The 13,134-nt window shown below is 47.5% G+C and carries 13 protein-coding genes, 1 rRNA gene and 1 riboswitch; all 14 genes read left to right on the top strand.

Annotated elements, in window-relative coordinates; translation table 11 throughout:
• Positions 1–29 precede the first annotated feature (29 nt).
• The 14 genes from rrf (at position 30) to purH (ending at position 13,133) form a co-directional block, all read left to right on the top strand.
• A 5S ribosomal RNA gene (gene rrf / locus M3234_RS18280) occupies positions 30–146 on the top strand.
• A 450-nt stretch (positions 147–596) separates the two neighbouring features.
• The gene (locus M3234_RS18275) at positions 597–1,139 is read left to right on the top strand and encodes a DUF2179 domain-containing protein (protein WP_262306084.1); all 543 of its coding nucleotides are present in this window, start codon (positions 597–599) and stop codon (positions 1,137–1,139) included.
• Positions 1,140–1,203: 64 nt separating this feature from the next.
• On the top strand, positions 1,204–1,401 hold the full coding sequence (locus tag M3234_RS18270; protein ID WP_262306083.1) for an NETI motif-containing protein: 198 nt from the start codon (positions 1,204–1,206) through the stop codon (positions 1,399–1,401).
• 85 nt (positions 1,402–1,486) lie between these two features.
• Positions 1,487–1,588: riboswitch (purine riboswitch) on the top strand.
• A gap of 136 nt (positions 1,589–1,724) precedes the next feature.
• Positions 1,725–2,213 carry a 5-(carboxyamino)imidazole ribonucleotide mutase gene (gene purE / locus M3234_RS18265; RefSeq protein ID WP_262306082.1) on the top strand — a complete coding sequence of 163 codons (489 nt, stop codon included), beginning with the start codon at positions 1,725–1,727 and terminating at the stop codon, positions 2,211–2,213.
• Entirely contained in the window at positions 2,200–3,354 is a 1,155-nt protein-coding gene (gene purK / locus M3234_RS18260) for a 5-(carboxyamino)imidazole ribonucleotide synthase (RefSeq protein ID WP_262306081.1), read from the top strand. The genes purE and purK overlap by 14 nt, the downstream gene beginning before the upstream one ends.
• Before the next feature lie 4 nt (positions 3,355–3,358).
• The gene (purB, locus tag M3234_RS18255) at positions 3,359–4,657 is read left to right on the top strand and encodes an adenylosuccinate lyase (protein ID WP_262306080.1); all 1,299 of its coding nucleotides are present in this window, start codon (positions 3,359–3,361) and stop codon (positions 4,655–4,657) included.
• A 95-nt stretch (positions 4,658–4,752) separates the two neighbouring features.
• Positions 4,753–5,466 (top strand): phosphoribosylaminoimidazolesuccinocarboxamide synthase, encoded by a 714-nt coding sequence (purC, locus tag M3234_RS18250; protein ID WP_262306079.1) that lies wholly within the window; start codon positions 4,753–4,755, stop codon positions 5,464–5,466.
• Positions 5,459–5,713 carry a phosphoribosylformylglycinamidine synthase subunit PurS gene (purS, locus tag M3234_RS18245; RefSeq protein ID WP_262306078.1) on the top strand — a complete coding sequence of 85 codons (255 nt, stop codon included), beginning with the start codon at positions 5,459–5,461 and terminating at the stop codon, positions 5,711–5,713. Before purC ends, purS begins: the two co-directional genes overlap by 8 nt.
• Positions 5,710–6,393, top strand: a complete 684-nt coding sequence (purQ, locus tag M3234_RS18240) for a phosphoribosylformylglycinamidine synthase subunit PurQ (protein ID WP_262306077.1) — start codon at positions 5,710–5,712, stop codon at positions 6,391–6,393. The genes purS and purQ overlap by 4 nt, the downstream gene beginning before the upstream one ends.
• Entirely contained in the window at positions 6,377–8,593 is a 2,217-nt protein-coding gene (gene purL / locus M3234_RS18235; RefSeq protein ID WP_262306076.1) for a phosphoribosylformylglycinamidine synthase subunit PurL, read from the top strand. The genes purQ and purL overlap by 17 nt, the downstream gene beginning before the upstream one ends.
• Complete coding sequence (gene purF / locus M3234_RS18230) at positions 8,578–9,981, top strand: amidophosphoribosyltransferase (protein WP_262306075.1); 1,404 nt, start codon at positions 8,578–8,580, stop codon at positions 9,979–9,981. Before purL ends, purF begins: the two co-directional genes overlap by 16 nt.
• Before the next feature lie 5 nt (positions 9,982–9,986).
• A complete protein-coding gene (gene purM / locus M3234_RS18225; protein ID WP_262306074.1) occupies positions 9,987–11,021 on the top strand; it encodes a phosphoribosylformylglycinamidine cyclo-ligase in 1,035 nt (344 codons plus the stop codon).
• Positions 11,018–11,620: a phosphoribosylglycinamide formyltransferase gene (purN, locus tag M3234_RS18220; RefSeq protein WP_262306073.1), complete on the top strand. Its 603-nt coding sequence runs from the start codon at positions 11,018–11,020 to the stop codon at positions 11,618–11,620. Before purM ends, purN begins: the two co-directional genes overlap by 4 nt.
• Entirely contained in the window at positions 11,598–13,133 is a 1,536-nt protein-coding gene (purH, locus tag M3234_RS18215; protein WP_262306072.1) for a bifunctional phosphoribosylaminoimidazolecarboxamide formyltransferase/IMP cyclohydrolase, read from the top strand. Before purN ends, purH begins: the two co-directional genes overlap by 23 nt.
• Position 13,134: the final 1 nt, after the last annotated feature.

The following is a 13,134-nucleotide window of genomic DNA, read 5'->3' as shown; positions in this document are numbered from 1 at the left end:
TGAGGGAATGAACCCTTTAAAATAAATAGTCCGGTAACAATGGCGAGAAGGTCACACCCGTTCCCATCCCGAACACGGAAGTTAAGCTTCTCAGCGCCGATGGTAGTTGGGGCGAAAGCCCCTGTGAGAGTAGGACGTTGCCGGGCCAGCGAAAGACAACCTGAAATATGGTTGTCTTTTTGCGTTTTTAAAAAGGGTCATTGGCTTTAAAAATGGGGCATCGCGGATATATTAGGATGATCGCGGATATATTTAATTTATCGCAGATAAACTCAAATTACCGCAGATATATCTGGATTATCGCAGATATATAGTGAAACACCGCAGATATAATTTTTTTAGGGTGTTATGGGTGAACAGAATGCAGGATTTTCACCCTAAAACTACGCCAATACAGCTTATTGAAGCAGCAAAGCCCCGAATTTCCCCTTCTGACTACGCCAATAGGGCATATTTGAATAAGTAATTCCCCAAAAACACCACCTCCCACTTCTATTTACCAAAAAAATTCGACTTGTCTTATTTTTTGCCAAAAAGGGTAATATCATAAATATTGTGCTAAATTGGAAGAAGCATCATTAAAAGGGGGTACTCATATGCTGGAAAATAGTTTTGTCATGGTTGCCATTATCCTAATCATCAATATTGTTTATGTATCTTTTTTTACGATTAGGATGATTTTGACGTTAAAAGGACAGCGATATCTAGCCGCGTGTCTGAGCATGATTGAAGTGGTTATTTATGTGCTGGGGCTCGGTCTCGTGTTAAATAACCTGAATGAAATCCAAAACCTGATTGCCTATGCGGTTGGTTATGGAATCGGCGTGATTGTCGGGATGAAAATCGAGGAAAAGCTCGCGCTTGGGTATATTATTGTCAATGTGATTACGAAGGAATACGATAAAAATTTGCCTAAACTCCTAAGAGAAAAAGGCTTTGGGGTTACCGACTGGGAAGCGCATGGTCTGGAAGGAAACCGGATGGCGATGCAAATTTTGACGCCGAGAAAGTTTGAACTAAGCCTGTATGATATTATAAAAACCAACGATCCTAAAGCATTCATCATTTCTTACGAGCCAAAATCAATTCACGGCGGCTTTTGGGTGAAATCCGTAAAACGGGGGAAATTATTTTCATAGTACAAAAGAGGCTGCCAATTTGACAGCCTCTTAACTACGGTAGCAGAAAGAAAGGAATTTTCTCATGAGCAAAAAGAAAATGCAATTTGAGGTCTTGGAAAATGAAAGTATTGACCAATGCTTAAATAGAATAAAACAGGCGGGCTATACGCCGACTCGCCGTATCGAAAAGCCAATTTTTCAAGAGATAAAACAAGGCGGTGAAACAATTTATGAGCCGGTCGGGCGCCAAATCGTATTTGAAGCGAGGTTGGTTGAGTAAAACACGAACATTTTATCGTAATAGGGAGATAACGTTCGATTAATTGGTTGACATCACTTATAGCGGCTTGTTAAGATAGAAAGGTAATGACAGATCATCTTACCCTCGTATATCCATGGGAATATGGCCCATAAGTCTCTACCCGGTAACCGTAAATTATCGGACTATGAGGGAAAGTCAATATGTTCGGCACATAAGGGGCGGCCCCTTGGTTTGTGTTTTCGTGACTTTTCATGCCCGGACAAATGGCTTTCTCTTTTTTGGGAGAATCCATTTGCTCCGGGTATTTTTTTTGGATAGCAGATTGATAGGGGGTTGGACTAATGAATAAATTGGTTGGCGTGATCATGGGGAGCAAGTCGGACTGGGAAACGATGCAGCATGCCTGCCAAGTACTTGAGCAGCTTGAAGTTCCTTTTGAAAAAAAGGTCGTATCGGCCCATCGTACGCCCGATTTCATGTTTAAATATGCGGAAGAAGCAAGAGATAGAGGGTTAAAGGTTATTATTGCCGGAGCCGGCGGAGCAGCACACCTTCCGGGTATGGTTGCCGCTAAAACAACCTTGCCGGTGATTGGCGTTCCAGTTCAAACCAAATCACTAAACGGACTGGATTCATTGTTGTCAATCGTCCAAATGCCAGGCGGGGTTCCGGTTGCCACCGTGGCGATTGGCAAGGCTGGGGCGGTAAATGCCGGGCTGTTGGCAGCGCAAATTTTGGCGGTTGAGGATACACAACTGGCTGCCAAGCTGGAAGCAAGGCGTGAAGCCACAAGAGCAGAAGTAATGGAGAGCAGTGATGAACTTGAATAATAACACGATTTTACCAGGAGCAACAATTGGCATTATCGGCGGTGGACAGTTGGGGAGAATGATGGCTTTGGCAGCGAAAGCGCAGGGATTTCGGATCGCCGTTCTAGAGCCTGTTTCTGATTCTCCATGTGGCCAGGTTGCTGATATTGAGGTCATCGGGGCCTACGATGACCGCGAATCGATTCGTCAATTGGCGGCTGCCAGTGATGTGGTTACATATGAATTTGAAAATATTGATGCCGGCACATTGGAGTGGCTTTGTGAGCAGGCCTATGTGCCGCAGGGCTGGGAGCTGCTGACCATCACCCAGGACCGGATCAAGGAGAAGGCGGCAATCCAGCGGGCTGGTGCCCAGGTTGCACCATACGAAGAGATTTATAACATGGAAGATTTATTTTTAAAAATAGAAGTAATCGGGTTTCCGGCTGTTTTGAAAACGGCCAGGGGCGGTTATGACGGGAAGGGCCAGCTAGTCATTCATAGTCAGTCAGATTTGGCAATGGCTGAACAACTGCTTGAACATGGCGCTTGTGTCCTGGAAAAATGGATTCCATTTGAAAAAGAAATTTCGGTGATTGTAACGCGCAAGCCGGATGGGGAAACAGCGATTTTTCCGGTTGCGGAAAATATTCATGTTGAAAACATATTGCATCAGACGATTGTCCCGGCACGGATTACAGAAGAAACGAGCACCACGGCGATTCAAGAGGCAAAGCAAATTGCCGCCGCACTTGGACTTGTCGGGACGCTGGCGGTGGAGATGTTTGTCACGGCAGACGGCGGGATTTATATCAATGAATTGGCACCCAGGCCGCATAACTCCGGACATTACTCCATTGAGGCTTGCGAGACTTCCCAGTTCGAACAGCACATCCGGGCGATCTGCAACTGGCCGCTTGGTAGCACAGAGCTTTTAAAACCGGCCGTTATGGTCAACCTATTAGGAGAGCACCTTGAAAAACTGTACGAAGAAATCCCGGCCAATAAAGACTGGAAGATTCATTTATATGGAAAGAAAGAACCTAAGGTGAAGCGAAAAATGGGCCATGTCACTTTAATAAGGGACAACGTGGGTGACGCCTTGCTTGAAATAGAGTCCAGCAGCATCTGGAACACTGTTAAAGAAAAGATCGGAGGATAAAACAATGATTGATCGTTACACAAGACCGGAAATGGGCGCGATTTGGACGGAGGAGAACCGGTTCAAAGCCTGGCTTGAAGTGGAAATCTTGGCATGCGAGGCGTGGGCGGAGTTAGGCGAAATTCCGAAAGAGGATGTTCAAAAGCTTCGTGAAAATGCCTCTTTTGATATCGACCGCATCAAAGAAATTGAAGAGGAAACAAGACATGACGTGGTTGCCTTTACTCGTGCGGTGTCGGAAACATTGGGCGAGGAACGGAAATGGGTGCATTACGGCTTAACATCAACGGATGTGGTTGATACGGCACTTTCCTATGTGTTGAAACAGGCTAACGCGATTTTGTTGAAGGATCTTGAGAACTTTATCGCGATTTTGAAGGCCAAGGCTCAGGAACACAAGTACACGGTCATGATGGGGCGGACCCACGGTGTCCACGCCGAACCGACGACATTTGGGCTGAAGCTTGCGCTTTGGTATGAGGAAATGAAACGGAATCTTGAGCGGTTCAAGCAGGCTGCCAAGGGGATTGAGTTTGGCAAGATTTCCGGTGCGGTTGGTACCTATGCCAATATTGACCCGTTTGTCGAACAGTATGTATGCGAAAAACTTGGACTTGAACGGGCGCCGATTTCGACGCAAACGTTACAGCGCGACCGTCATGCCCACTATATGTCAACACTTGCTTTGATTGCCACTTCGATTGAAAAATTTGCAGTGGAAGTGCGTGGTCTGCAAAAAAGCGAAACTCGTGAAGTGGAGGAGTTTTTCGCAAAAGGTCAAAAAGGATCTTCGGCGATGCCGCATAAGCGCAACCCGATTGGCTCTGAGAACATGACGGGGATGGCGCGTGTCATCCGCGGCTATATGATGACGGCTTATGAGAATGTGCCGCTATGGCATGAGCGCGACATATCGCATTCGTCTGCCGAGCGGATTATTTTGCCGGATGCGACAATCGCCTTGAATTATATGTTGAATCGCTTTGGCAATATCGTGAAAAATCTGACCGTCTATCCGGAAAACATGAAGCGCAATATGGACCGGACGCTTGGCCTGATTTACTCACAGCGCGTGCTGCTGGCGCTGATTGATAAGGGACTGTCCCGCGAGGAAGCTTACGATACGGTGCAGCCGAAGGCGATGGAAGCATGGGAAAAACAAGTTCCTTTCCGCAGTTTGGTCGAAGCAGAAGAGAAAATTACCTCTTTGCTGTCAGCAGAAGAAATCGCCGATTGCTTTGATTACAACTATCACCTCCAGCACGTCGATACCATTTTCGAACGACTTGGGTTGAATGGGTAACGATTTATAAATCAAAAAATGGGGCTTTACCTGTTCAGGAAGCCCCTCCTGTATCAAGAAGATTCCCAATTTTGGAACTAAAGGAGCGATACACGATGAATGAACTGCTTTATGAAGGGAAAGCGAAGCGTATCTACTCAACGGACGTCCCGCAGGTAGTGCTAATACAGTACAAGGACTCTGCCACTGCCTTTAATGGGCAAAAAAAGGCTGACATTATCGGCAAAGGCCGCCTCAACAACGAGATTACCAGTCTCCTATTTTTAAAGCTTAAAGAACACGGAATCGACTCGCATTTTATCCGCAAAATCTCGGAAACCGAGCAGTTGGTTAAAAAAGTAACCATCATCCCGCTTGAGGTCGTTGTCCGCAACACCGCCGCCGGCTCCCTGTCAAAACGATTGGGAATCGAAGAAGGAAGAAAACTCTCAGCACCACTCGTCGAATTTTACCTGAAAAATGATGACTTGGGAGACCCGCTCCTCACCAAAAGCCATATCCTTGAATTAAAATTGGCAAAAAAAGAAGAAATCCGTAGTTTACGAGAAAAAGCAATGCAAATTAACGAGGTCCTGACCGGATTTTTCAACGAGCTTGGCATCAATCTCATCGACTTCAAACTCGAATTTGGCAAAGACGAAACCGGGCAGATCTTACTCGCAGATGAAATTTCTCCTGACACTTGCCGCCTGTGGGATCAGCAAACAAATGAAAAGCTCGACAAAGACGTATTCCGCCGTGATTTGGGCAGTTTAACAGAAGCCTATGAAACTATTTTACAAAGACTTGGAGGCCATCAGCATGTATAAAGTAAAGATATTTGTCACGTTAAGAGAGAGCGTATTGGACCCGCAGGGAAAGGCCGTTACCCAATCACTCCATTCGTTAAATTATCCGGAAGTGGCTGATGTCCGCATCGGCAAATATATGGAATTGACAATTGAAAAATCAGAACGTGACATCGATAAAGTCATCAATGAGATTTGCAGTAAGCTGCTCGCCAATCCAGTTATTGAAGATTATCGATACGAAGTAGAGGAGAGTGTCGTTCAGTGAGATTTGCGGTCATCGTTTTTCCGGGATCCAACTGTGATGTCGATATGTACCATGCGATTCAAGATGAACTCGGCGAAGAGGTGGAATATGTTTGGCACGATACTGACAACCTCGACGAGTATGATGGAATCCTTCTTCCTGGCGGATTTTCCTATGGAGACTATCTCCGTACCGGAGCAATCGCCCGCTTCAGTAATGTAATGAAGGAAGTAATCAAAGCAGCTAACGAAGGAAAACCAGTTCTCGGCGTTTGCAACGGATTTCAAATCCTACTGGAGGCAGGCCTCTTGCCAGGAGCCATGAGACGGAACGAGAGCCTATCGTTTATTTGCAAACCGGTGGAATTAATCGTTGAAAACAACAAAACCATGTTTACCGGCGAATACCAGCAAGGGCAATCGATCACCATTCCAATTGCCCATGGCGAAGGCAATTACTATTGCGACGAAAAGACGCTCGCCCAGTTAAAAGCCAATAACCAAATTGTTTTCTCCTATAAACAGAATCCAAACGGCAGTCTGGAAGACATTGCCGGGATCATCAATGAACAGGGCAATGTCCTAGGGATGATGCCGCACCCGGAACGGGCAGTCGACGAACTGTTAGGCAGCGCTGACGGGTTAAAACTTTTTCAATCAATCGTAAAAGCTTGGAGGGAATCACATGTTGTCAACGCTTGAGCCAAGTCCGGAACAAATCAAGACACAAAAACTATACCAGCAAATGGGATTATCTCATGAGGAATTTGCGATGGTTGAAAAAATCCTTGGCCGCACCCCCAATTATACCGAAACGGGTTTATTCTCGGTCATGTGGTCGGAGCATTGCAGCTACAAAACCTCAAAACCCGTCCTCAGAAAATTCCCAACAAAGGGCGAGAAAGTGCTCCAGGGTCCCGGTGAGGGTGCTGGTATCGTTGATATCGGCGATGGCCAGGCCGTCGTGTTTAAAATTGAAAGCCATAACCACCCATCGGCAATTGAACCGTACCAAGGTGCGGCAACTGGTGTTGGCGGAATTATCCGTGATGTTTTCTCCATGGGCGCCCGACCGATTGCCCTATTGAACTCACTGCGTTTTGGTGAGTTGAATTCGCCGCGCGTCAAATATCTTTTTAAAGAAGTCGTCGCCGGGATTGCCGGCTACGGAAATTGTATCGGCATTCCAACTGTTGGCGGCGAAGTGCAATTCGAACCAAGTTACGAAGGCAACCCGCTCGTAAATGCCATGTGTGTGGGGCTTATCGACCATAAAGATATTAAAAAAGGCCAGGCGCACGGTGCCGGAAATACGGTTATGTATGTTGGAGCGAAGACTGGGCGTGACGGGATCCATGGCGCAACCTTTGCCTCAGTCGAATTGACGGAGGAGTCGGATAAGGACCGCCCGGCAGTCCAGGTTGGCGATCCGTTTATGGAAAAGCTTCTTCTCGAAGCCTGCCTTGAGTTGATCCAATCAGATGCGCTGGTTGGCATTCAGGACATGGGTGCAGCCGGCCTGACGAGCTCTTCCGCGGAAATGGCCAGCAAAGCCGGCATGGGGATTGAAATGAACCTCGATCTTGTGCCGCAGCGCGAAACCGGCATGACCGCCTATGAAATGATGTTATCTGAATCCCAAGAGCGGATGCTGATTGTTGTTAAAAAAGGGCGCGAACAGGAAATCGTCGAGCTTTTTGAAAAATACGATTTAGAAGCCGTCGCGATTGGCACAGTAACCGATGATAAAAAGCTGCGCCTCCTTCACCACGGAGAAGTGGTCGCGGATGTTCCTGTTGATTCCTTGGCTGAGGACGCTCCAGTCTACAACAAGCCATCCCAAGAGCCTGCTTACTTTGCAGAGTTCCAAGGAATGGGGCAGGAAGTCCCTCAAGTTGAAAACCTTAAAGAAACGCTAGTACAACTATTAAGCCAGCCAACCATTGCCAGCAAGGAATGGGTGTACCAGCAATACGACTATGCGGTTCGTACCAATACAGTAGTTGCACCTGGCTCGGATGCCTCGGTAGTCCGGATTCGCGGCACCCGCAAAGCCTTGGCCATGACAACCGACTGCAATTCCCGCTTTGTCTACTTGGACCCGGAAACCGGCGGAAAAATTGCTGTCGCTGAAGCAGCGCGCAACATTGTCTGCTCCGGTGCGGAACCGTTGGCGATTACGGATAACCTCAACTTTGGAAATCCAGATAAGCCAGAAGTATTCTGGCAGATTGAAAAAGCGGCGGATGGAATCAGTGAGGCTTGCACCGTTCTTGAAACACCAGTCATCGGCGGAAACGTTTCTTTATATAACGAAACAAGCGGTACGGCGATTTACCCGACACCGGTCATCGGCATGGTCGGGCTGGTAACCGATTTAGATCATGTTACCACGCAGCATTTTAAACAAGCGGGCGATCTGATTTACCTCGTAGGTGAAACAAAACCTGAATTCGGCGGCAGTGAGCTGCAAAAGCTGCAAAATGGAAGAATTTTTGGCAAAGCGCCAGAATTAAACATCGAAGTGGAAAAAGAACGGCAAAACCAAGTTCTGGCAGCGATTCGCGCCGGAGTGGTCCAGTCTGCCCATGACCTGTCAGAAGGCGGCCTTGGCGTGGCGCTGGCTGAATCCTTGTTTTCTGCTAGTGAGCTTGGAGCGGAAGTAACGATAGCAGGAAACCCGGTCACTAGCTTATTCAGCGAAACGCAATCCCGTTTCATCTTATCCGTAAAAAAAGAACACCAGTCACAGTTTGAAAGTTTAGTAGATGCTGAACTTATTGGTTCAGTAACAGATACTGGGACCCTTAGTATTTTATCCGAAGCCCAGCAAGTGCTTGAATCATCTGTAGAGGAATTAAAAGCTGCCTGGAAAGGGGCGATCCCATGCTTGCTGAAATAAAAGGCTTGAATGAAGAGTGCGGAATTTTTGGCGTTTGGGGACATCAGGATGCGGCCCAATTGACGTATTACGGGCTGCATGCCCTGCAGCACCGCGGCCAAGAAGGGACCGGCATTGTTGTTTCTGATCGAAACACGCTTACAGGAGTTAAAGGTGAAGGGCTGGTCACTGAAATTTTTACCTCGGATAAAATGGCAGAGCTAAACGGAAATTCGGCCATTGGCCATGTCCGCTATGCGACAGCCGGCGGGGGCGGCTATGAAAACGTCCAGCCGCTGCTGTTTCACTCGCAAACTGGCAGTCTCGCATTAGCCCATAACGGCAATCTGGTGAATGCCAATTCCCTGAAACATCAGCTTGAGACACAAGGAAGCATTTTTCAAACAAGCTCGGACTCGGAAGTGTTGGCCCATCTAATCAAAAGAAGCGGGTTTCCTAACTTGAACGATAAGGTGAAAAATGCCCTTTCAATGTTGAAAGGGGCCTATGCCTATTTGATTTTAACGGAAACAGAATTAATGGTGGCACTAGACCCGCATGGCTTAAGGCCACTATCGCTTGGCTGTCTTGGCGAGGCCTATGTTGTCGCATCGGAAACCTGCGCATTCGATGTGATCGGTGCGGAATACATCCGCGATATCCAGCCGGGCGAACTGCTGATTATTGATGACAATGGTCTTCGGTCTGAGATGTTTTCGGTAAGCTCAACCAAAGCGATGTGCATGATGGAGTACGTTTATTTTTCAAGACCTGACAGCAACATTCAGGGAATCAATGTCCATACCGCCAGGAAAAACATGGGCAAGAAATTGGCCCTTGAAGCTCCAATCGACGCTGATGTCGTAACGGGTGTTCCGGATTCCAGTATTTCAGCGGCGATTGGCTATGCCGAAGAATCAGGTATTCCATATGAAATGGGCTTAGTCAAAAATAAATATGTCGGCCGGACGTTTATTCAGCCTTCGCAGTCGCTTCGGGAACAAGGAGTGAAGATGAAGCTGTCTGCGGTTCGCGGCGTGGTGGAAGGAAAGCGCGTCATCATGGTTGATGACTCGATTGTCCGTGGTACGACGAGCAAAAGAATTGTAAATTTATTAAAAGAGGCAGGGGCAACGGAAGTGCATGTTGTGATCAGCTCACCGCCAATTAAAAATCCTTGTTTTTACGGGATTGATACATCATCAAAGGAAGAATTAATCGCTTCGGATAAATCAGTGGAAGAAATCAGGCAGTTGATTGGCGCCGATTCGTTAACGTTCTTAAGCCTTGAAGGCATGGAGGCCTCGCTTGGCGGCCAGCAAAATGGGTATTGCCTTGGCTGCTTTACCGGCGATTATCCGACAGAAATCTATCCTGATACACTTCAATACTATTACCAAAAGGGGTGACGGCAATGGCAAATGCATACAAACAAGCAGGAGTCGATATCGAAGCAGGCTATGAAGCGGTCACGCGCATGAAAAAGCATGTTCAAAAAACGGCCAGGGCCGGCGTCCTTGGCGCACTAGGCGGCTTTGGCGGGATGTTTGACCTGTCGGTATTGAATTTAAAAGAACCGGTTTTGGTGTCAGGCACCGATGGGGTCGGCACGAAGCTGAAAATTGCATTTATGATGGACCGCCACGATACAATCGGCATTGATGCCGTGGCGATGTGCGTCAATGATATTGTCGTGCAGGGTGCCGAGCCGCTTTACTTTCTCGACTATATCGCCTGCGGCAAAGCGCTGCCAGAAAAAATTGAAGCGATTGTCAAAGGGGCTGCCGATGGCTGCGAGCAGGCTGGCTGTGCGTTAATCGGCGGCGAAACGGCGGAAATGCCCGGGCTTTATCGGGAACCCGAGTATGACATTGCCGGGTTTGCGGTTGGCGCCGTTGAGAAGCGAGACATCATCACAGGGGAAACGATCAAGGCTGGCGATGTATTGATTGGTTTGGCCTCAAGCGGCATCCACAGCAATGGCTACTCATTAGTGAGGAAGGTTTTTAACAATTGGTCATTAATCGAGTATGTTGACGCCCTTGGCTGTACGTTAGGGGAGGAATTGCTAAAGCCGACGAAAATTTATGTAAAGCCGATTCTATCTGCTTTGAAAAAATTCAACCTTAAAGGGATGGCCCATATTACCGGCGGCGGGTTTATTGAAAACATCCCAAGGATGCTGCCTGAAGGACTTGGCGCCGAACTGACTGAAAAAAACTGGGAGATTCCTAATATTTTTAAGCTGATTTCTGAGATTGGACAAATCGACTATAGTGAAATGTATAATATTTTTAATATGGGTATTGGCATGGTCATTGCCGTAAATAAGGAAGAAGCGGCTGATGTTTTGGCCCATTTCAATCATGCAGGCGAAACTGCCTATGAAATTGGGGTTGTAACCGACAATCCTGGCATTCAAATTAACGGGCGTGGTGGCCGCCGATGAAGAATATCGCGATTTTTGCGTCAGGAAGCGGCAGCAATTTTCAGGCGATTGTCGATGCGATTCAGGCGCAAGAGCTTACGGCCAACATTTCGTTGCTTGTCTGTGACAATCCGGGAGCCTATGTCATTGAACGGGCCCGGGCTGCGGAAATCCCCTTGTTTGTCTTTAACGCCAAAGACTATCAGAGTAAGGCGGATTATGAAAGCGAAATGGCCTTATTGTTGAAAAACAAAAACGTCGATCTTGTCGTGCTCGCTGGCTATATGCGCTTGATTGGCCCTACATTGCTGAGTGAGTACCAGGGGCGAATCATCAACATTCATCCGTCATTACTGCCGGATTTTCCCGGCAAAGACGCGATTGGCCAGGCGCTCGCTGCAGGTGCTAAATGGAGCGGCGTTACCATCCATTATGTGGATGAAGGCATGGATACAGGTCCGGTTATTGTCCGTGAACGTGTAAAAATAGAGGACAATGAAACACGGGAAAGCCTGCAATGGAAGATTCAGGCTGTGGAACACAAGCTATACCCATCGATACTGCAAATGCTGTTAACAAAGGGAGATGTACGTCAAAATGAAGAAACGCGCGCTTATTAGTGTATCTGACAAAAACGGGGTTAGCGAATTTGCCAAAGAACTCGTCAGCCTTGGTTTTGAAATAATCTCGACCGGCGGAACGAAAAAAACCCTTCAGGAGCAAGGAGTTCCTGTACTAGGTGTCAGTGATGTGACAGGATTTCCGGAGATTTTGGAAGGCCGCGTCAAGACATTAAATCCACTGATTCACGGTGGCTTGCTGGCAAAGCATGAGGAAGCGGATCATCAGAGACAGCTTGAGGAGCACGGGATACAGCCGATTCAGGTTGTGTGCGTGAATCTTTATCCGTTCCAGCAAACGATCGAAAAACCGGATGTAACCGTTGAGGATGCGATTGAGAATATTGATATCGGCGGTCCGGCCATGCTGCGTGCCTCAGCGAAAAACCATCAGTCTGTCACCGTGGTCGTTGACCCAGCGGATTATGAGACAGTCTTGACAGAACTAAAGGCTGACGGAAAAACAACGCTTGAAACAAGAAGAAAGCTGGCAGCCAAGGTGTTTCGTCATACAGCGGCATATGACGCTTTGATTGCAGAGTATATGACAAACCTCGCCCAGGAAGACCAACCGGAAAAATTAACTGTTACGTATGAACTGAAGCAGCACCTGCGTTATGGCGAAAATCCGCATCAGCAGGCCGCATTTTATAAAAAGCCCCTCGGTTCGAATTTCTCAATTGCCTATGCGGACCAGCTGCATGGCAAAGAGCTATCTTACAATAACATTAATGATGCCGATGCGGCATTGCAGATTGTAAAGGAATTCGCGGAACCGGCAGCCGTTGCCGTTAAGCATATGAACCCTTGTGGAGTCGGTACCGGCAAAAATGTTTTTGACGCATTTGAAAAGGCCTTTGCCGCCGATCCCGTTTCCATTTTTGGCGGAATTATTGCTTTTAACCGTGAAGTCGATGGAAACACGGCACGGAAGCTTCATGAAATTTTTCTTGAAATTATCATCGCACCTTCGTTCTCGGAAGAAGCATTGGAAGTTTTAACGGCGAAAAAGAATCTGCGATTATTGACGATTCCATTTGATCAAGGCAGTAAGTCAGAACGGAAAATGACCACGATTGAAGGCGGGCTGCTTGTTCAGGATCAGGATCGATACAGCCTGGAAGAGGCCGAAATCACGATTCCGACGAAAAGACAGCCGACCGAAGCTGAGTGGGCTGCGTTAAAGTTGGGCTGGAAGGTTGTTAAGCATGTGAAATCGAATGCGATTGTCGTCTCTGACGAAGACATGACGCTTGGCATTGGCGCTGGGCAGATGAACCGCGTCGGCGCTGCGGAAATTGCTCTGAAGCAAGCGGGTAAACAGGCAGAAGGGGCGGCCCTTGCATCCGATGCCTTCTTCCCGATGGATGATACCGTCGAAGCAGCGGCAAAAGCGGGAATCACCGCGATTATCCAGCCTGGAGGCTCAATTCGCGATGCCGATTCGATTAAGAAAGCCGATGAATACGGAATTGCCATGGTGTTTACCGGAGTAAGACATTTCAAACATTAAG

The sequence above is a fragment of the Neobacillus niacini genome (assembly GCF_023715785.1).
Taxonomy (GTDB): Bacteria; Bacillota; Bacilli; order Bacillales; family Cytobacillaceae; genus Neobacillus; species Neobacillus niacini_E.
The sequence above is the reverse complement of the archived record's forward strand: the minus strand, read 5'-3'. Positions and strand labels throughout refer to the sequence as shown.

Bases quoted from the DNA above. Each gene is read 5' to 3' on its own strand.
- M3234_RS18275 (WP_262306084.1), top strand. From the start codon at position 597: ATGCTGGAAAATAGTTTTGTCATGGTTGCCATTATCCTAATCATCAAT.
- M3234_RS18270 (WP_262306083.1), top strand. From the start codon at position 1,204: ATGAGCAAAAAGAAAATGCAATTTGAGGTCTTGGAAAATGAAAGTATT.
- purE (WP_262306082.1), top strand. From the start codon at position 1,725: ATGAATAAATTGGTTGGCGTGATCATGGGGAGCAAGTCGGACTGGGAA.
- purK (WP_262306081.1), top strand. From the start codon at position 2,200: ATGAACTTGAATAATAACACGATTTTACCAGGAGCAACAATTGGCATT.
- purB (WP_262306080.1), top strand. From the start codon at position 3,359: ATGATTGATCGTTACACAAGACCGGAAATGGGCGCGATTTGGACGGAG.
- purC (WP_262306079.1), top strand. From the start codon at position 4,753: ATGAATGAACTGCTTTATGAAGGGAAAGCGAAGCGTATCTACTCAACG.
- purS (WP_262306078.1), top strand. From the start codon at position 5,459: ATGTATAAAGTAAAGATATTTGTCACGTTAAGAGAGAGCGTATTGGAC.
- purL (WP_262306076.1), top strand. From the start codon at position 6,377: ATGTTGTCAACGCTTGAGCCAAGTCCGGAACAAATCAAGACACAAAAA.
- purF (WP_262306075.1), top strand. From the start codon at position 8,578: ATGCTTGCTGAAATAAAAGGCTTGAATGAAGAGTGCGGAATTTTTGGC.
- purM (WP_262306074.1), top strand. From the start codon at position 9,987: ATGGCAAATGCATACAAACAAGCAGGAGTCGATATCGAAGCAGGCTAT.
- purN (WP_262306073.1), top strand. From the start codon at position 11,018: ATGAAGAATATCGCGATTTTTGCGTCAGGAAGCGGCAGCAATTTTCAG.
- purH (WP_262306072.1), top strand. From the start codon at position 11,598: ATGAAGAAACGCGCGCTTATTAGTGTATCTGACAAAAACGGGGTTAGC.